18 protein-coding genes and 1 tRNA gene are annotated in these 19085 nt (G+C 66.0%); 16 read left to right on the top strand and 3 right to left on the bottom strand.

The genetic code is table 11. From position 1 onward, the window contains the following. Positions 1-5 precede the first annotated feature (5 nt). Both J3A72_RS16700 and yhbY read right to left on the bottom strand, forming a co-directional pair. Positions 6-380 (bottom strand): Mth938-like domain-containing protein, encoded by a 375-nt coding sequence (locus tag J3A72_RS16700; RefSeq protein ID WP_053495070.1) that lies wholly within the window; start codon positions 378-380, stop codon positions 6-8. 13 nt (positions 381-393) lie between these two features. Continuing rightward, positions 394-699, bottom strand: a complete 306-nt coding sequence (yhbY, locus tag J3A72_RS16695) for a ribosome assembly RNA-binding protein YhbY (RefSeq protein WP_014646711.1) — start codon at positions 697-699, stop codon at positions 394-396. A gap of 65 nt (positions 700-764) precedes the next feature. On the opposite strand from yhbY, the gene rlmE reads away from it, so the two are divergent. The 15 genes from rlmE to J3A72_RS16620 all read left to right on the top strand — a co-directional run bounded on the left by rlmE (position 765) and on the right by J3A72_RS16620 (position 15990). Then, entirely contained in the window at positions 765-1397 is a 633-nt protein-coding gene (rlmE, locus tag J3A72_RS16690) for a 23S rRNA (uridine(2552)-2'-O)-methyltransferase RlmE (protein WP_005409014.1), read from the top strand. Positions 1398-1466: 69 nt separating this feature from the next. After that, positions 1467-3401 (top strand): ATP-dependent zinc metalloprotease FtsH, encoded by a 1935-nt coding sequence (gene ftsH, locus J3A72_RS16685; RefSeq protein WP_005409015.1) that lies wholly within the window; start codon positions 1467-1469, stop codon positions 3399-3401. A gap of 99 nt (positions 3402-3500) precedes the next feature. Then, entirely contained in the window at positions 3501-3686 is a 186-nt protein-coding gene (locus tag J3A72_RS16680) for a hypothetical protein (RefSeq protein ID WP_075076281.1), read from the top strand. Between the two features lie 456 nt (positions 3687-4142). Beyond that, positions 4143-5039: a dihydropteroate synthase gene (gene folP, locus J3A72_RS16675; RefSeq protein WP_075076280.1), complete on the top strand. Its 897-nt coding sequence runs from the start codon at positions 4143-4145 to the stop codon at positions 5037-5039. Beyond that, positions 5039-5992, top strand: a complete 954-nt coding sequence (miaA, locus tag J3A72_RS16670) for a tRNA (adenosine(37)-N6)-dimethylallyltransferase MiaA (protein ID WP_014646715.1) — start codon at positions 5039-5041, stop codon at positions 5990-5992. Before folP ends, miaA begins: the two co-directional genes overlap by 1 nt. 96 nt (positions 5993-6088) lie before the next feature. Then, a complete protein-coding gene (gene hfq, locus J3A72_RS16665; RefSeq protein WP_004152891.1) occupies positions 6089-6364 on the top strand; it encodes an RNA chaperone Hfq in 276 nt (91 codons plus the stop codon). Between the two features lie 14 nt (positions 6365-6378). Next, a complete protein-coding gene (gene hflX / locus J3A72_RS16660) occupies positions 6379-7689 on the top strand; it encodes a ribosome rescue GTPase HflX (RefSeq protein WP_075076279.1) in 1311 nt (436 codons plus the stop codon). 119 nt (positions 7690-7808) lie between these two features. Then, positions 7809-8303: a nicotinamide-nucleotide amidohydrolase family protein gene (locus tag J3A72_RS16655; protein ID WP_005409020.1), complete on the top strand. Its 495-nt coding sequence runs from the start codon at positions 7809-7811 to the stop codon at positions 8301-8303. Positions 8304-8337: 34 nt separating this feature from the next. Then, positions 8338-10020, top strand: coding sequence for a 2-polyprenylphenol 6-hydroxylase (gene ubiB, locus J3A72_RS16650; RefSeq protein WP_032962195.1), 1683 nt, complete (start codon positions 8338-8340; stop codon positions 10018-10020). Positions 10021-10230: 210 nt separating this feature from the next. Continuing rightward, complete coding sequence (lexA, locus tag J3A72_RS16645) at positions 10231-10866, top strand: transcriptional repressor LexA (protein ID WP_032962190.1); 636 nt, start codon at positions 10231-10233, stop codon at positions 10864-10866. A gap of 204 nt (positions 10867-11070) precedes the next feature. Continuing rightward, the gene (gene recA / locus J3A72_RS16640; RefSeq protein ID WP_005412937.1) at positions 11071-12108 is read left to right on the top strand and encodes a recombinase RecA; all 1038 of its coding nucleotides are present in this window, start codon (positions 11071-11073) and stop codon (positions 12106-12108) included. Positions 12109-12218: 110 nt separating this feature from the next. Then, positions 12219-12710, top strand: a complete 492-nt coding sequence (gene recX / locus J3A72_RS16635; protein ID WP_005409024.1) for a recombination regulator RecX — start codon at positions 12219-12221, stop codon at positions 12708-12710. 109 nt (positions 12711-12819) lie between these two features. Next, entirely contained in the window at positions 12820-15468 is a 2649-nt protein-coding gene (gene alaS, locus J3A72_RS16630) for an alanine--tRNA ligase (protein ID WP_075076278.1), read from the top strand. 147 nt (positions 15469-15615) lie between these two features. Further along, a complete protein-coding gene (csrA, locus tag J3A72_RS16625; RefSeq protein ID WP_004152909.1) occupies positions 15616-15819 on the top strand; it encodes a carbon storage regulator CsrA in 204 nt (67 codons plus the stop codon). Positions 15820-15897: 78 nt separating this feature from the next. Beyond that, a tRNA-Ser gene (locus J3A72_RS16620) sits at positions 15898-15990 on the top strand. A gap of 59 nt (positions 15991-16049) precedes the next feature. Here the strand turns inward: J3A72_RS16620 and J3A72_RS16615 are convergent. Next, complete coding sequence (locus J3A72_RS16615) at positions 16050-18380, bottom strand: TonB-dependent receptor (RefSeq protein WP_075076277.1); 2331 nt, start codon at positions 18378-18380, stop codon at positions 16050-16052. 221 nt (positions 18381-18601) lie between these two features. Between J3A72_RS16615 and J3A72_RS16610 the strand changes: the two genes are divergently transcribed. Then, a complete protein-coding gene (locus J3A72_RS16610) occupies positions 18602-19084 on the top strand; it encodes a LuxR family transcriptional regulator (protein WP_075076276.1) in 483 nt (160 codons plus the stop codon). The last annotated feature ends 1 nt before the right edge of the window (position 19085 follow it).

Below are 19085 nucleotides of genomic sequence, written 5' to 3'. Positions count from 1 at the left end.
CGAACTCAGCCTTCCAGGATGAAGGCGGCCGCGACCTTGCGGCCTTCGCCGGCCAGAATGTTGAAGGTGCGCGCGGCGGCCGGATTGTTCATCACCTCCAGGCCGATGCCACGCGACAGACAGGCGGCCATCACCACCGCGGGCGGGAATACCTGACGGTCTCCCGTGCCGAGCACGATCAGCGCCGGATTCAGCGCCAGGATCGGCTCCAGGTCCGCCAACTGCAGCGCGGCGGCACTTGCCACCGGCCAGTGCGTGACCAGTTGGTCCGGGGTGAGGAAGAAACTGCCGCCCAGCACCCGGTCATTCACCTTGGCCGAGCGGCCATCTGCGGCACGCAGGCTGTAGGCGTAATCCGGCGGTTCGTGGTTCAGCTGCATGACGGTAGGACGATCAGCCGCGCGGCAGCACGATCTGGCGCTGTTCCTTGCTCGGGCGGTACAGCACCGCGACGTGGCCGATGCGCTGCACCAGCGCGCTTTCGGTGGCTTCGACGATCTCGCCGATCATCGCGTCACGGGCGTCGCGATCCTCTGCGGCGACCTTCACCTTGACCAGTTCGTGGCGCTCCAGCACTTCGTTCAGCTCAGCGATGAAGGCTGGGGTCACACCCTTGCCGCCGGTCTGCAGCAGGGCCTTCAGGTCGTGGGCTTGGCCGCGCAGGAAACGGGTCTGGGAGGCGGTCAGGGCGATGGACATGCAGGAAAACACGGTTGAATGGGACGATCAGGGTATCATGAGGACCCCATCAGCCCCTATTTTCAATGGCTACCCGCAGCAAAAGCAGCCAGCGCTGGCTCAAGGAACACTTCTCCGACCCCTTCGTGAAGAAGGCGCAGGCCGAGGGCATGCGCTCGCGCGCCGCCTACAAGCTCGAGGAGCTGCTCGAACGTGACCGCCTGCTGAAGCCGCACATGGTGGTGGTCGACCTTGGCGCGGCCCCCGGCGGCTGGTCTCAGCAGGTTCGGAGACAGATCGGGGATACCGGTCGTGTGCTGGCGCTGGACATCCTGGACATGCCGCCGCTGGCCGGCGTGGAGTTCCTTCATGGTGACTTCAGGGAAGAAGCCGTCCTATCGCAGTTTGAAGCCATGCTCGGGGATCAGCCGGTAGACCTTGTGCTGTCGGACATGGCCCCCAATAAGAGTGGTGTAGGCGCGGTCGACCAGCCGCGGATGATGCACCTGGCGGAGCTGGCCCTGGATTTTGCCGACAACCACCTGAAGACCGGTGGGGCGTTCCTGATCAAGCTGTTCCAGGGTGAGGGCTTTGACGACTACGTGCGCGACATGCGCCGCCGTTACGACAAGGTCTCCATCCGCAAGCCGGAGGCGTCGCGCAAGCGCTCTCCCGAGGTGTATGCCTTGGGTCAGGGAAAACGCGCCCACATGAAGTAAGCTCGCAACGTACGCAAGTTCGACCCCAACGCAACGCCAGCACTGAGAGGAACACCGGAGCCAATGAGGATGAACGACTTGACCAAGAACCTCCTGCTATGGGTGGTCGTCGCCGTCGTGCTGATGGTGGTCTTCCAGAGCTTCTCGCCGAAGTCCTCCGGGGCCGGCGCGCAGGGCGCGTCGTACTCGCAGTTCCTGGACCAGGTGGACAGCGGCAACGTGCAGAAGGTCGCCTTCGGCGGCGACATGCGCGGGGGCACCAGCCAGCTGACCTACACCACCCGCGGTGGGCAGTCGTCCACCATCACCGCGCCGTTCGATCGTGACCTGATCAACGTGCTGCGCACCAAGAACGTGGAGATCGTGCAGGAGGAGCCGTCCAGCGGCATTTCCCTGGGCGCGATCCTGATGAATTTCCTGCCCGTCATCCTGATCATCGGCTTCTGGCTGTTCATCATGCGCCAGATGCAGGGCGGTGGCGGCGGTGCCAAGGGCGCGATGTCCTTCGGCAAGTCGCGCGCCAAGCTGCAGGGCGAGGACCAGATCAAGGTCACCTTCGCCGACGTCGCCGGCTGCGACGAGGCCAAGGAAGAAGTGGGCGAGCTGGTCGACTTCCTGCGCGACCCGTCCAAGTTCACCAAGCTGGGCGGCAAGATTCCGCGCGGCGTGCTGATGGTGGGCCCGCCGGGTACCGGCAAGACGCTGCTGGCCAAGGCCATTGCCGGCGAAGCCAAGGTGCCGTTCTTCTCGATCTCCGGTTCGGACTTCGTGGAAATGTTCGTCGGCGTGGGCGCCAGCCGCGTGCGTGACATGTTCGAGCAGGCCAAGAAGCACGCCCCGTGCATCATCTTCATCGACGAAATCGACGCCGTCGGTCGCCACCGTGGCGCCGGCCTGGGCGGCGGTCATGACGAGCGCGAGCAGACCCTGAACCAGCTGCTGGTCGAGATGGACGGTTTTGAAGGCGGCGAAGGCGTGATCGTGATCGCGGCGACCAACCGTCCGGACGTGCTGGATCCGGCGCTGCTGCGTCCGGGCCGTTTCGACCGCCAGGTGGTGGTCGGCCTGCCGGACGTGAAGGGCCGCGAGCACATCCTGAAGGTCCACATGCGCAAGCTGCCGCTGGCCGACGATGTCGAGCCGATGGTGATCGCACGTGGTACCCCGGGCTTCTCCGGCGCCGACCTGGCCAACCTCTGCAACGAGGCGGCCCTGTTCGCCGCGCGCGGCAACGAGAAGGAAGTCCGCATGGACCACTTCGACCGTGCCCGCGACAAGATCCTGATGGGTGCCGAGCGCCGCTCGATGGCCATGAGCGAGGACGAGAAGACCCTGACCGCGTACCACGAAGCGGGTCACGCCATCGTCGGCCGCCTGGTGCCCGAGCACGATCCGGTCTACAAGGTCACCATCATTCCGCGCGGCCGTGCGCTGGGCGTGACGATGTACCTGCCGGAGGGCGACAAGTACTCGATGAACCGCGTGGCGATCCAGTCGCAGCTGTGCTCCCTGTACGGCGGCCGTGTCGCCGAAGAGCTCATCTTCGGCGAGGACAAGGTCACCACCGGCGCCTCCAACGACATCGAGCGCGCAACCAAGATGGCCCGCAACATGGTCACCAAGTGGGGCCTGTCGGAGCAGCTCGGCCCGATCGCCTATGGCGAAGAGGACGACGAGGTATTCCTGGGGCGTTCGGTCACCCAGCACAAGAGCGTGTCCAACGACACGGCGCGCCGGATCGACGAGGAAGTGCGCAACATCCTCGACAAGGCCTATGCCCGCACCACCCAGCTGTTGACCGAGAACATCGACAAGCTGCATGCGATGTCGCAGCTGCTGCTGCAGTACGAGACCATCGACGCACCGCAGATCGACGCCATCATGGAAGGCCGCGATCCGCCGCCGCCGGCGGGCTGGAGCAAGTCGAACAAGGACGGTGGCAACGACAAGGGCGGCGACGCCCGCCCGCTGCCGCCGATCGCAGGCCCGGCCGAATCGCATTGACGGCCCGCTGCACGTAACACCAGACGAGGCCGGGGAAACCCGGCCTTGTCGTTTCCGGGCCTTCGGCCCCTTCCGAACCGAACTGATGCTGGAGCCTGCATGTCCGCCCCGAAGCCTGAACCGATTTCCCACACCGCCGAAATGATCATCGCCACCGTGGTCGGCGTGGGCGTAGGGCTGGGCGCCGACAACCTGCTGCTGGGCTGCGCGGTGGGTATCGGTGTCGGCATCGTGCTGAGCATCGCCAGAACCCTGTACGTGGACCGCAAGCGCCGCCGCCGTTGAGGGGTGTCCGCAGGGCTGCGCCCTGCACCCGCGGTAGTGCCGGCCGCTGGCCGGCAACCTCAGCAGCAACAGCAACAGCTGCATTCCGCGATTTGGTGGGGCGGTGTCGGAGGGCGGGGACGCCGTGAACCCATCCATGGGGGCTTGGCAGCCGCATCCATGCGGCTGACACCCCGCCCTCCGACACCGCCCCACCTCTGACAGATTCCTGCTGCTGTTGGTGGTTGTCGACCTTGGTCGACACGGTAGATCCACGCCATGCGTGGATGAATCTCTGTCAGATATCGAATCAATTCGGGGTCAGATCCGTTTTCCGTAGGAAAACGGATCTGACCCCACGCCATCCCTCAGTACACCTGCTGTTGCTTCGGCTGTTGCTGTAGCCCGGGCCTCTGCGGGTGCAGGGCGCCGCCCTGCCGAACTAAACTACCCGCCGTCGTCCCTGCAGGATTGCCCATGTTCGATACCTCGCCCCAGCTCGATTGCGCCGGCCGCATCCTGCGCCTCGACCGTGCCCGGGTCATGGGCATCGTCAACGTCACCCCGGACTCCTTCTCCGATGGCGGCGCGCATGACACCACCGAGGCTGCGGTCGCCCATGGCCTGAAGCTGGTCGAGGAGGGCGCCGACCTGCTCGATATCGGCGGCGAATCGACCCGCCCGGGCGCTGCGCCGGTATCGGTCGAGGAGGAGCTGCGCCGGGTGATTCCGGTGATCGAGCAGCTGGCCGCACGCACCCGGGTGCCGATCAGCATCGACACCTTCAAACCGGAGGTGATGCGCGCGGCGGTGGCCGCTGGCGCCGGCATGATCAACGACATCTTCGCCCTGCGTCAGGAGGGGGCGCTGGACGCCGCCGCTGAAACCGGCGTACCGGTGGTGCTGATGCACATGCAGGGCGAGCCGGGCCACATGCAGGCCGATCCGCACTACGACGACGTGGTCGCCGAGGTGCATGGTTTCCTGGTGCAGCGCCTGTTCGCTGCCGAGATGGCGGGCATTGCGAAGAAGAACCTGCTGATCGACCTTGGTTTTGGCTTCGGCAAGAGCACCGCCCACAACATGACCCTGCTGGCGCGTTCGGAGCGCTTCCTGGAACTGGGGGTGCCGGTGCTGGCCGGCCTGTCACGCAAGCGCAGCCTGGGAGAACTCACTGGCCGCGACACGCCCTCCGAACGCGTGGCGGCTTCGGTGGCCGCGCACCTGATCGCGGTCCAACGTGGCGCGCGCATCGTGCGCGTGCATGACGTGGCGGCCACCGTCGATGCGCTGAAGATCTGGCAGGCAGTGGAGGCCGTGCCGACGCCGCGTGCCGACGCTGCGCCGACGATCCTCTGGCCGGACGAAGACTGATGGGCGTCGATCGGCGGCCGCTGGCGATCGCCGTGATGGGGCCGACCGCCAGTGGCAAGACCGCCACCGCAATCGCTTTGGCACAGCAACTGGACGGCGAAATCGTCAGCGTCGATTCGGCGCTGGTATACCGCCACCTGGACATCGGCTCGGCCAAGCCTGATGCGGCCGAGCGTGCACAGGCGCCGCACCATCTGCTGGACCTGCGCGATCCCTGGCAGACCTATTCGGCGGCCGAGTTCGCCGCCGATGCCGGCCGGGTCGTGGCCGACATCGTGGCACGCGGCAAAACGCCGATCCTGGCAGGTGGCACGGGGCTGTACTTCCGGGCCCTGCTGCAGGGCCTGTCGCCGATGCCGGAGGCCGACCCGGTGATGCGCGAAGCACTCAGCACCGAGGCGGCCGAGCGGGGCTGGGCGGCATTGCACGCAGAGCTGGCCGAGGTCGATCCGGCCGCCGCCGCACGCATCCATGCCACCGACCCGCAACGCATCCAGCGGGCACTGGAGGTCTATCGCCTGACCGGCACGCCCATCACTGAATGGCAGCGCCGTCCGGGCGTAGCGCCGCTGCCGGTGCGCACCCTCAAGCTGATCCTGGCCCCGCGTGACCGCGCGGTACTGCACCAGCGCATCGAGGCGCGCTTCGACACCATGCTGGCGCAGGGCTTCCTGGACGAAGTGCGGGCACTGCGCGCGATGCCGGAAATGGCCGCCGTGGAGGCCCCGTTGGACCTGCCGGCGGTGCGTGCGGTCGGCTATCGCCAGGCCTGGGAGTACCTGGACGGGGAGGGTGATGCCGCCCGTTTCCGTGACAAGGCGATCTTCGCCACCCGCCAGCTGGCCAAGCGCCAGCTGACGTGGCTGCGCGGCGAGCTTGATGCGCGCTGGTTCGACCCCCATATCGACCAGGAGCGCCTTGCCGGCGCGGTGTCGGCCTTCGTCGCACGCTGAACCCCCGCCAGCCGTGTAACATCATCGGTCGGCGGGCGGCTCGGGGGCCGTGGCAACCGTCGGCAACCCAATAAGAACAATAATCAGGAGTGTGCAATGTCCAAGGGGCAATCGCTGCAGGATCCTTTCTTGAACGCACTGCGGCGCGAGCGCGTGCCGGTTTCGGTGTACCTGGTGAACGGCATCAAGCTGCAGGGCACGATCGAGTCGTTCGACCAGTTCGTGGTCCTGCTGCGCAACACGGTCAGTCAGATGGTCTACAAGCACGCCATTTCCACGGTGGTTCCGGCACGCAACGTGAAGGTCGGTCCGGGCGGTGGTTACGTGCAGTCGGGTGAAGGTGGTCAGGCAGGTGATGAAGCAGACGAGTAATACCGGAGCGGTGAATGTTTGACCGCTCGAAAAAGGGCGAACACGCCCTGTTGATCCAGCCCCATTTCGGCAAGCTGGAAGACGATGTGCTGGAAGAGTTCGGTGATCTGGCCCGCTCGGCTGGGGCCAGCATCGCCGCGACGATCACCGCGCGCCTGGACCGTCCGAATCCGTCAACCCTGATCGGCAGCGGCAAGCTGGACGAGATCAAGGCCGCGGCCGATGCCAGTGGCGCCGACCTGATCCTGGTCAACCATGCGCTGAGCCCGGGTCAGGAGCGCAACCTGGAACGCTTCCTCGAGCGCCGGGTGATCGACCGCACCGGTCTGATCCTGGACATCTTTGCCCAGCGTGCACACAGCCACGAGGGCAAGCTGCAGGTCGAGCTGGCGCAGCTGCGTCACCTAGCCACGCGATTGGTGCGCGGCTGGACCCACCTGGAGCGCCAGCGCGGCGGTTCGATCGGCCTGCGTGGCCCGGGTGAAACCCAGCTGGAAACCGACCGCCGCCTGTTGCAGAAGCGGGTCGAGCAGCTGCAGAAGCGCCTGGAGAAGGTTGAAGTGCAGCGCACCCAGATGCGCCGTGCGCGTGTGCGCAGCGAGCTGCCGCGCGTGGCCCTGGTGGGCTACACCAACGCCGGCAAATCGACCCTGTTCAACGCCATGACCGGCGCCGAGGCCTATGCCGCCGACCAGCTGTTCGCCACCCTGGACCCGACCGTGCGCCGCATCGCGGTCCCGGCCGGCAGCGTGGTGCTGGCCGACACCGTCGGTTTCGTCCGCGACCTGCCGCATGATCTGGTCGCCGCGTTCCGCTCGACGCTGTCCGAGGCACGCGAAGCCGATTTCCTGCTGCATGTGGTCGACGCCGCCGATCCGCACCGCGAGGAGCGCATCGCCCAGGTGGACGAGGTGCTGACCGCGGTCGGTGCCGGTGACCTGCCGCAGCTGCTGGTGTTCAACAAGATCGACCGCATCGACGGTGCCGACGTCCGCCACGATGGCCAGGATGGCGTGCCCGACGAGTCGCGTCGTGAACGTGTCTGGATTTCCGCGCGTGACGGGCAGGGCCTTGAGCTGCTGCAGGCAGTGCTGGGCAAGCGCCTGGGCCTGCAGCACGTGACCGGTGAATTGCGCCTGCCGCCGGATGCCGGCCGCCTGCGTGCGCGCCTGCACCAGCTGGAAGTGATCCGCAGCGAACAGGCCGATGAAGAGGGCTGGCTGCTGCAGGTGGACCTGCCGATTGCCGAAGCCGAGAAGCTGGCCGCCAGTGCCGATGGCGCGCCGATCCGGGCGCTGCTGCCGGAGAAACTGCCGGAGTGGTGAGCTAGCGGCCCATGGCTGGTAGTGCCGGCCGCTGGCCGGCAACGCAATCGTGCCGGAGGGGCGCGACATCCGGCTGTCATCTGCGGTACAACGGGGTTCTTCACCCCACCGTCATGCCGATGTCCATCCCCACCGACGCCGATCTCAATGCCCAGTCCGCCGCGCTCGGGCAGCGCCTGCAACAGGCCTCGCTGCAGCTGGTCACGGCCGAAAGCTGCAGTGGCGGCTGGATCGCCAAGTGCATGACCGACATCGCCGGTTCTTCGGCGTTCTTCGACTGCGGCATGGTGGTCTACAGCTATGAAGCCAAGCAGCGCCTGCTGGGCGTGCGTGCGCAGACGCTGGAACAGTTCGGCGCGGTCAGTCGCGAAACCGTTCTGGAGATGGTGTCCGGTGCGCTGGTCAATTCCGGTGCCGGCATCGCCGTGGCGGTGACCGGTATCGCCGGCCCCGGCGGTGGCAGTCCGGACAAGCCAGTCGGCAGTGTCTGGATCGGCTGGAAGCGCCGCGGTGGCTACGCCCGCGCCGAGCTGTTCCAGTTCGATGGCGACCGCGAAGCCATCCGCCGGCAAACCGTGGCGGCGGCATTGCGCGGTATCGACGCCCAGCTGTGACATGCTGCTCCGGTAACCGTCCGGAGCACGCATGATGTGGGAAACGCTGGGCACGGTCCGTGACCTGGGCCGACTGCAGGAAATCGCCGTTGTCCTGATCCGCTACGGCTTCGGCGACGTGGTTCGGCGCATCGGCCTGGCCAGCACGCTGGAGCGGGCAGGGCGCCTGTTGCACTGGAACGAGGACCGGCAGGAGCTGCTGCGGATGACCGCACCGGTGCGCGTGCGCAGTGCGATGCAGGATCTTGGCCCGACCTTCGTCAAGCTTGGCCAGGTGCTGGCAACGCGCGTCGACCTGTTGCCGCCGGAGTGGATTGCCGAGCTGTCCGAACTGCAGAACGCGGTGCCGGCCCTGCCGTACGCCGAGATCCGCGGGCAGCTCGAAGCCGACCTGGGCGCGTCGCCGGCGGAGGTATTCGCCTTCCTTGACGAAACCCCGATGGCCGCCGCCTCGCTGGCGCAGGCCCATCGCGCCCGGCTGCATGATGGTCGTGAGGTGGTGCTGAAGGTGCGGCGTCCCGGCATCCGCGACGTGGTCGAGGCCGACCTGCGGCTGCTGGCGCGGCTGGCCGAGATCGTCGAGGCCCGGTTGCCGGACCTGCGTCGCTATCGCCCGGCCGAGGTCGTGCAGCAGTTCACCGTATCGCTGCGCCGTGAGCTGGATTTTGCCGCCGAATGCCGCAATGCCGAACGCATCGCCCGCAACTTCAGCGGCCGTGACGACATACTGATTCCGAAGGTGCACTGGCAGTGGACCTGCGAGAGCCTGAACGTGCAGGACTTCGTCGACGGCATTCCCGGCCGCGATCTGGCCGGCGTCGATGCGGCGGGCCTGGACCGGCGCGAGCTGGCGCGGCGTGGCGCCGGCATCGTGCTGAAGATGGTGCTGGAGGACGGCAGCTTCCACGCCGATCCACACCCCGGCAACATCATCTACCTGCGTGACGGCCGCATCGGCGTGATCGATTTCGGCATGGTCGGCGCGCTGTCCGAAGTGCGCCGCTTCCAGGTCGCGCAACTGCTGCACGGCCTGGTCGAGCAGGACCCGCAGGGCGTGGCCGACGTGTTGCTGGACTGGGCCGGCGGCGTGGAAGTGGACGAGAACCGGCTGCAGCACGACATCAGCCAGTTCGTCGACCAGTACCGTGGCGTGCCGCTGAAGGATCTGCGCATCGGCCTGATGCTGGGCGACATCACCCAGCTGCTGCGCAGCTACAGCCTGACCCTGCCGGCCGACCTGGCACTGATGATCAAGGCCTTCCTGACCCTGGAAGGCATGGGCCGGCAGCTGGATCCGGATTTCGACATGGCCAGCGCCGCCCGCCCGTTCCTGGAGCGCGTGGTGCTGCAGCGTTATGCGCCCAGGGCGCTGCTCAAGCGCGGCCGGCGCAGCCTGTTGGGCCTGGTCGACTTCGCCGGCGAGTTGCCGCGCGACCTGCGCAAGCTGGTCCAGGCGGCGCGCCGTGGGCGCCTCCAGCTGAAGGTGGAGACCACCGCGCTGCAGGGCTTTGGCGAGCAGGTGAACCGGGCCGCGAACCGACTGGTGGTGGGCGTGATCACGGCCGCGCTGATCATCGGCTCGTCGATCGTGATGCACAGCGTCGGCGGGGTTTCCAGCCGCTGGTTGCTGGCGCTGGGCGTGTGCGGATTCATCGGCGCCGGCTTCTGCGGCGTATGGATCCTGGTTTCGATATGGAGAAGCGGCAAGCACACGTAGGCAGGTGCACGAAGTGCGCCTGTTGCGGTTCCACAGGAACCGCAGAATCGCGCAGCGATTCCTGTAGAGCCGAGCCATGCTCGGCTGCTCTTGCCTGGGTCGGCCCCGTCATTCGCGCGACTGCCGAGCACGCCTCGGCCCAACAAGCCCGCACCACCCCGATCGCCCCGGCACTTGCAGTCGCGCATATTAGTAGTAATACTACTAACCATGGACCTGACCGACACCCAGCAGGCGATCCTGCAGTTGATCGCCGAGCGTATCGAGAGCGAAGGCGCGCCGCCGTCGCAGACTGAAATCGCACGCGCATTCGGCTTCAAGGGCGTGCGCGCGGCCCAGTACCACCTGGAAGCCCTGGAGCAGGCCGGTGCGATCCGTCGCATCCCGGGTCAGGCCCGCGGCATCCGCCTGGTGCAGGCACCGCCGGTCGAGAAGCTGGCCGAGCCGGGCCTGGCCGACAGCGTGCTGCGGCTGCCGGTGCTGGGCCGGGTTGCGGCCGGCCTGCCGATCGGTGCCGACATCGGCTCGGACGATTTCGTGGTGCTGGACCGGGTGTTCTTCTCGCCGGCGCCGGACTACCTGCTGAAGGTGCAGGGCGACTCGATGATCGATGAGGGCATCTTCGACGGTGACCTGATCGGCGTGCACCGCACCCGCGACGCCCATTCCGGGCAGATCGTGGTGGCCCGCATCGATGACGAGATCACGGTCAAGCTGCTGAAGATCGCCAAGGATCGCATCCGCCTGCTGCCGCGCAATCCCGACTACAAGCCGATCGAGGTGCTGCCGGATCAGGACTTCGCGATCGAGGGCCTCTATTGCGGCCTGTTGCGGCCCAACCGTTGACCCGTTCCGTAGCGCATTACCCCGCGGTCTTTTGTGGCGATTCTCTGGTTCCACTGAGGTTGGTACGGATGTCCGATAATTCTTTTCAGAGCGCCGGGCAGAATCTCAGCCTGTGCGATACGTCCGACTTAAAGTGAGCCCATGGCAAAGAAGACCCCCAAAGACAGCACCTCCAACGACACGACCTCTGCAAGGACCAATCCGATGGACGAGAACAAGAAGCGCGCCCTCGCTGCAGCTCTGGGCCAGATCGAAAAGCAGTTCGGCAAGGGCTCGGTGATGCGCATGGGCGACCGCGTGGTCGAGCCCGTCGAAGCCATCCCGACCGGTTCGCTGATGCTCGACATCGCGCTGGGCATTGGTGGTCTGCCAAAGGGCCGTGTCGTTGAGATCTACGGGCCGGAATCCTCGGGCAAGACCACCTTGACCCTGCAGGCCATCGCCGAATGCCAGAAGATGGGCGGCACCGCGGCCTTCATCGACGCCGAGCACGCGCTGGACCCGATCTACGCCGCCAAGCTGGGCGTGAACGTGGACGACCTGCTGCTGTCGCAGCCGGACACCGGTGAGCAGGCGCTGGAAATCGCCGACATGCTGGTCCGTTCGGGTTCGGTGGACATCCTGGTGATCGACTCGGTTGCCGCGCTGACCCCGAAGGCCGAAATCGAAGGCGAGATGGGCGACCAGCTGCCAGGCCTGCAGGCCCGCCTGATGAGCCAGGCGCTGCGCAAGCTGACCGGCAACATCAAGCGCTCCAACACCCTGGTGATCTTCATCAACCAGCTGCGCATGAAGATCGGCGTGATGATGCCGGGCCAGAGCCCGGAAACCACCACCGGTGGCAACGCGCTCAAGTTCTACGCCTCGGTCCGCTTGGACATCCGCCGTATCGGCGCGATCAAGAAGGGTGACGAGATCATCGGTAACCAGACCAAGATCAAGGTCGTCAAGAACAAGCTGGCACCTCCGTTCAAGCAGGTCATCACCGAAATCCTGTATGGCGAAGGCATCAGCCGTGAAGGCGAGCTGATCGACATGGGTGTGGATGCCAAGCTGGTGGAGAAGGCTGGCGCCTGGTACAGCTACGGTGAAGAACGCATTGGCCAGGGCAAGGACAACGCCCGCGGCTACCTGCGCGACAACCCGACTGTCGCCGCCAAGCTCGAGGCCGAGCTGCGCGAGAAATTCCAGCCGGCCGAAGCGGCCCGCGAGGAAGGCGACGACGAAGGCGAAGACGAATAAGGCTTGCTGTGGGGCAGGGTGGCGCCGTCAGTGACGTCGCCCTGCCCCGCAGGTTCGAATCGCCCAGGGATGGGCTGGGCGCCACGGATGGCGCCACCCTTGGAGTACCCATGTCCGACGCCGAAGACATTCCGACCGGCCGCAAGCGCCGGCCGCGTGAGCAGACCCCCGTGCAACGGGCGTTGGGCCTGCTGGTCCGCCGCGAGCACTCGCGCAAGGAACTCACCCGCAAGCTGACGGCCCGTGGCATCGAAGACGAAGCCGCGCAGGCCGCTGTCGCCAAGTTGACCGAGGCCGGCTGGCAGGACGACACCCGTTTTGCCGAGAACCTGGTGAGGATGCGCGCCAACACCGGTTATGGGCCGATCCATGTCCGCGCCGAGCTGGGGACCCATGGCCTGGACAGTGCCGCGATTGCCGCAGCGATGGACAGCTACGAAGGCGACTGGCAGGAAAACGCCCGTGATCTGGTCCGCCGACGCTTTGGCGAGGCCGGCCCGCAGGACCTGACGCAGCGGCGCAAGGCTGCCGATCTGCTGGCCCGGCGGGGCTTCGACGGCGACAGCATCCGCCGCGCGACCCGTTACGACCCGGATGACTGAGACTGGCGGCGCCGGGCCTGATACCCTTTAGGTTTTCGGCGGTCCCTCGCGACCCTGGCCAACGCGGCCGGTGGTCCGGGTCCGCCGGCCCGCAGACTGCCAGCCCCCAATGAACGCATCCGCCAAATTCACGACATCCCAGATCCGCAGCGACTTCCTTGAATTCTTCAAGGGTAAAGGCCACACCATCGTGCCGTCGGCGCCGCTGGTGCCGGGCAATGATCCGACCCTGCTGTTCACCAACTCCGGCATGGTGCAGTTCAAGGACGTGTTCCTTGGCGCGGAAAAGCGCAGCTACGTGCGCGCGGCCGACGTGCAGCGCTGCCTGCGCGCGGGCGGCAAGCACAACGACCTCGACCAGGTCGGCTACACCGCGCGCCACCACACTTTCTTCGAAATGCTGGGCAACTGGTCGTTCGGCGACTACTTCAAGAAGGACGCGATCGACTGGGCCTGGGAGCTGCTGACCCAGGTCTGGAAGCTGCCGGCCGAACGCCTGCTGGTCACCGTGTACCAGACCGACGACGAAGCCTACGAACTGTGGCGCGACATGGTCGGCGTGCCGGAAGAGCGCATCGTACGCATCGGCGACAACAAGGGCGCGCCGTTCGCTTCGGACAATTTCTGGCAGATGGCCGACACCGGCCCGTGCGGCCCGTGCACCGAGATCTTCTACGACCACGGTGATCATATTGCCGGTGGTCCCCCGGGTTCCCCGGACGAAGACGGCGACCGTTTCATCGAGATCTGGAACCTGGTGTTCATGCAGTTCGACCGCCAGCCCGACGGCACCCTGGTGCCGCTGCCGGCACCGTGCGTCGATACCGGCATGGGCCTGGAGCGCCTGGCTGCGATCCTGCAGCACGTGCACACCAACTATGAGATCGACCTGTTCCAGGCGCTGATCCGCAAGGCTTCCGAGCTGACCGGCACCGCCGACCTGGAGAACAAGTCGCTGCGCGTGATTGCCGACCACATCCGTGCCTGTTCGTTCCTGATCGTCGATGGCGTGCTGCCGTCCAACGAAGGCCGCGGTTACGTGCTGCGCCGTATCATCCGCCGCGCCCTGCGCCACGGCTGGATGCTGGGCGTGCGCCAGCCGTTCTTCAGCAAGCTGGTGCCGACCCTGGTCGAGCAGATGGGCGAGGCCTATCCAGAGCTGCCGGCGGCGGTGGACACCGTCACCCGTGCGCTGCAGGCCGAAGAAGAGCGTTTCGCCGAAACCCTCGACGCCGGCATGAAGATCTTCGAGGACGTGGCCGGCAAGGCCAGCAATGGCGTGATCCCGGGCGTTGACGCGTTCCGCCTGTACGACACTTATGGCTTCCCGCTCGACCTGACCCAGGACATTGCCCGCGAGCGCGACCTGACCGTCGACATCGCCGGCTTCGATGCCGCGATGGAACAGCAGCGCGAAACCGCACGGGCGGCCGGCAAGTTCGGCGGCGGCGTGACCCTGCCGGCCGAGCTGGTGGCTACGCTGAGCCCGACCCTGTTCCTGGGCTATGACCGCCTGCAGGCCGACGGCCTGAGCGTGCTGGCCCTGCTCAAGGACGGTCGTCCGGTGCAGTCGGCCGATGCCGGTGATTCGGTCATCGTCATCACCAACCAGACCCCGTTCTATGCCGAATCCGGCGGCCAGGTCGGTGACACCGGCGTGCTGGCCGGCAACGGCGTGCGCCTGGCGGTGGAGGACACCCAGAAGTTCGCCGGCCAGTTCCATGGCCACGTCGGCACCTTGTCCGAAGGCGGCCTGAAGGTCGGCGATGTGCTGTCCGGCCAGGTCGATGGCGAGCGCCGTGGCGCCACCATCCTCAACCACTCGGCCACCCACCTGCTGCACGCTGCGCTGCGCGAAGTGCTGGGCACCCACGTGCAGCAGAAGGGCTCGCTGGTCGCGCCGGACCGCCTGCGTTTCGACTTCTCGCATTTCCAGCCGATCAGCGCGGAAGAGCTGGCGGTGATCGAGCGCAAGGTCAACCAGCAGGTGCGTGCCAACAACGCCGCTGAAGTGCACACCATGGCCATGCAGGAAGCGCTGGACTTCGGCGCGATGGCCCTGTTCGGCGAGAAGTATGGTGAGCACGTGCGCGTGCTGAAGATGGGTGACTACTCCACCGAGCTATGCGGTGGCACCCACGTCAACCGTACCGGCGACATCGGTCTGTTCAAGATCACCTCCGAGGGCGGTGTTTCCGCCGGCGTGCGCCGCATCGAGGCGGTTACCGGCCAGGGCGCCCTGGACTACGTGGACGCCGAAGAGGCCCGCTTGGCCGAGGCCGCTGAACTGCTCGGTGGCAGCGCTGCCGACGTGGTCGAGAAGATCCGTGCCCTCGGCCAGCGCCAGAAGCAGCTGGAACGCGAACTGGAGGCCGTGAAGGCCAAGGTCGCGGCCGGTGCCACGGCCGACCTGTCCGGTCAGGCCGTCGAGGTCGCCGGCGTGAAGGTGCTGGCTGCCCGCCTGGAGGGCTTCGACGCCAAGGCCCTGCGTGACGCCATGGACCGCCTGAAGCAGCAGCTGGGCGACGCGGTGATCGTGCTGGCCGGAGCCCAGGACGGCAAGGCCGCCCTGGTCGCGGGTGTGAACGGCAGCGCAATGGGCAAAGTCAAGGCCGGGGAACTGTTGTCCCATATCGCCGGTCAGATCGGGGGCAAGGGCGGCGGACGCCCGGACCTCGCCCAGGGTGGTGGCGAGGACGGGCCCGCCCTTGCCACTGCGCTGGCTGCAGTCGTCGAATGGGTCAGCCCCCGCCTGTGATGAACCCTGCCGTCCCCCTCCTTGTAGGAGCGGGACGGCTGACGGTACCATTGCGAATCTTTTCCCTTTGTCGTGGTAGCGCTTCTTGACGGAGCGTCAAGCCGGTGGGGGATACCCTTCCACACGGTTCCATGGAGACTTACAAAAATGTTGATCCTGACTCGCCGCGTCGGCGAAACCCTGATGATCGGTGACTCGGTGAGCGTCACCGTGCTTGGCGTCAAGGGTAACCAGGTGCGTATCGGCATCACTGCGCCGAAGGACGTCGCTGTGCATCGCGAAGAGATCTACCAGCGCATCCAGCGTGGTGATGAAGCCGGTGGCACCGGTAGCGAAAATTCTGCCGAATAACGCTTTACCTTCGCACTCGATTAACGTTATGATTCACGCCCCGCTGAGGTGCAACGCACCAGACGCGGAGAATACCCCGGAGTGATGCCCGAGTGGCCGAAGGGGCTCCCCTGCTAAGGGAGTATAGGGTCAAAAGCTCTATCGAGGGTTCGAATCCCTCTCACTCCGCCAGATACAAAGAAGCGCCTGCAGATCCTCGATCTGCAGGCGTTTTTCTTTATGGCCGGCCTTCAAAGCCGTATCGTCACGCCGACCTGGAAGCCCCGCCCCGGCAGGGGCGCGATGTACTTCAGCGGCGAGTTGTGCGGCCGCGCTTCTTCATTGAGCAGGTTGCTGCCATTGACGAACACTTCCACGCCTGCGATGTAGCTGTTGCGCACTGGAAGTTCGCGGCTGACCTGCAGGTCGACCAGGTTGAATGCGTCGAGCGGAACTTCCTCACTGACATTGCGACCCAGGTACTTCTGCGCGTCGTAGCAGGTGCTGGACAGTTGTGCCTTCCAGCCTTCGCGCTGCCACTGCAGGTTGGCGCCGTAGCGGTTGGTCGGCATGTTCGGCAGATACTCGCCGTCGTTGTGGGCGCGCAGCGAATCCGGGTGGTCGGCCTTGTTCTTCACCAGGTCGGCGAAGGCGGAGACGTTCAACGTGCCATAGCGGCCCAGGTCCAATGCCTGCGACGCGTCGATCTCGAAGCCCTTCACCGTGGTGTCGGTCTGCTTCCAGTACTTCAGCGGCAGGCGGTTGGCGGTCTGCAGGCCGGAATAGCCGAGATAGAGGTAGTTCTCGTACCGCATCCGGTACGCGGTGGCGGACAGCTCGAAACCGCCGAGGTGGAACAGGCCGGTCAGTTCCAGGTTCTTCGCGCGCTCCGGTTCCAGGTTCTGGTTGCCTTCTTCCTGTGTCATCACCGAATAGTGCGCGTTGCTGGCATACAGCTCGTTGATCTCCGGGGCGCGCTGTGAGGATGAGTAACGGACCTTGGCCGCGAACCAGGGGCCGAGCTCGACGTACGAGCCGAGGCTGTAGCTGTTGAGCCGGTAGTCGCGGTCCTGCAGTTTCGTGTTGGCGGCATTGCGCGCGGTCTTGAAGCGGCTGGGCTGTAGTGCGTGGTCGACCCGTTCGTGGCGTACGCCAGCATCGAAGGTAACCCAGCCGACGTCCACCGTTTCCTTCAGGAATACCGCATTGCTGCGGGTGTCCACGTCCGGCAGGTAGCGCTGCGAGCCGCTGCCGCTGACATCACGCGACTGGTGGCTGAAACCGACCAGGCCGCTGAGCGGGCCGACGCGTTGATGGCTGAGCAGTAACTCGGCCTGGGTGCTCTCGAAATCGTAGTCGTTTGCCCTGGTGGTACCCAGCCGCTCGCCTGAAGTGTTGTCCAGCCTGGACACGCGGAGTTCCGCGCGCTCGAACCACGGCAGCGGATCACGCAGCAGGGCTTCCAGCGCGTAGCGCTGCTGCTTGATCACCACGCCCACCGGCAGGCCATCGGCATGGTTGGAACCGAACGACAGGTTCTGCATCGAGAAGCCCGGCACGCCGTACTCGCTGTCCTTGGCATCGATGCTGACACCGACGTAGCCGCGGTCAAAGAACAGGGTCGAGCCGAAGGCCACCTGCGAGTTGCGCGCATGGCTGTTGCCCAGCCGATGATGGTAGTCGGGCGTCACATCATTGTTGATCTGCTTCTGCACGTATGACGGCGTGCCGGCGACATAGGCAGGATTGACCGGGTTGATATAGGTGCGGCGCTGCCAGACCGAGGTCGGGTTGTTGGTGTAGAACGAGAATTCACCATCGGCCCAGTCAGGATTCTCGGTCATGAACTGGTCGATGTAAGGCTGCGAGGCCTTGTTGTAGATCTGCTGTACGCGTGCTTCCTTCTGGCAGCTGTCGGCCAGCGCCGAGTTGACGCCGCCGGTCGGCGGGAACAGTCGGGTGTTGCAGACACGGGCCTTGCTGTTGCCGGGGATGTCGTAGTGCGAGACGCGCTGGCGCGAGACCTGCAGGTTGGTCGAGAGGTTGCGCTGGTTGTTGAAGTTCATGCGGAAGCCCTGCGCATCGGCGGCATTGAAGCCCTTGCGCAGGACCAGTTCCATCGACTGGTCCTTGTCTTCCATGCTGCGCGAGATCAGGCCCGAATCGATCTCCACGCTGCCGCCGATCGCATTGCCGCCATAGCGCACCGTGTCCGAGGACTTGTTGACGGTGACGCTGCGCACGAACAGTGGATCGAACGGAATGTTGATGTCGCCGCTGATCGCGTTCATGCCGAGGATGGACTGGCCGTCCTGCAGGATCTGCACGCGGTTGCCACTGAGGCTGCGGATGACCGGGGCGCCCGCGTTCGGCCCGAAGGCGGTGCTCTGCACGCCGGAGACGTGTTCGAGCAGGCCGCCGAGGGTGCGGTTCTGCGCCTGCGGATTGTCGACGGTGACCCGGCTGTCGATGCGCGAGGGCTGGGAGGCCTGGACCTGGAGGGTGGGGAGGGTGGGTTCGTCCGCGGCCTGGGCGGTGTGGACGGCGAACAGAATGGCAGCAGCAAGCAGGTGGCGACGCAGGGCAGGACTCGTGAAGGCGAAGTGAAATGTTATAACGTAACTCTTTGTATCGGCAAGGACGGATGAGACCTTGCCGCCAGACCGAAATCGCGGGGGCGCGAATGAGGTTGCCGCGTGTTCAGCGCCCCGCCTTGCGCCGGGCGCCGATGCTGTGCACGATCCGAGGCGCTGCGCCCCACAACGCGTCACGCAGAATCTTCTTCACTGGAACGGAGCAACGTATGAAGCTGTTGTCCGCTGTGTTGTTGTCTGCGCTTTCACTCCCCGCCGTTCCGGCGCTGGCAGTGGAGACTTCGCCTTCCCCCCTGCTGGGGCGCTGGTCGCTGGATATCGCCACGTCTGCGCTACCCGAAGCGCAGCGCCCGAAGCACGTGGTGCTCGAGTTCAAGGACGCCGGTGGTGGCCGCTGGAGCTCGCACGTGGACATCGTCCTGAACGACGGCAAGACCATGAAATCCGACGGCACGCTGGCCCTGGATGGCACGCCCGGCGCCCTGTCCGGCACCTATGGCGCGGACAAGGCCAACCTGAAACTGCCTGCACCGAACACGCTGGTGATGCAGCTGGTGGACCATGGCACGCCGGCCTCCACCCGCATCTACACCGTGGCGGATGACCAGGCGACGATGACCGAGACCAAGGCGTTCTACGGTCATGACGGTACGCCGATCCTGCAGACCAACCTGTTCAAGCGCATGCCGTAGC

The sequence above is a fragment of the Stenotrophomonas sp. PvP093 genome, assembly GCF_017876915.1.
Classification (GTDB): Bacteria; Pseudomonadota; Gammaproteobacteria; order Xanthomonadales; family Xanthomonadaceae; genus Stenotrophomonas; species Stenotrophomonas muris.
This window is presented reverse-complemented; position numbering and strand designations above follow the sequence as displayed.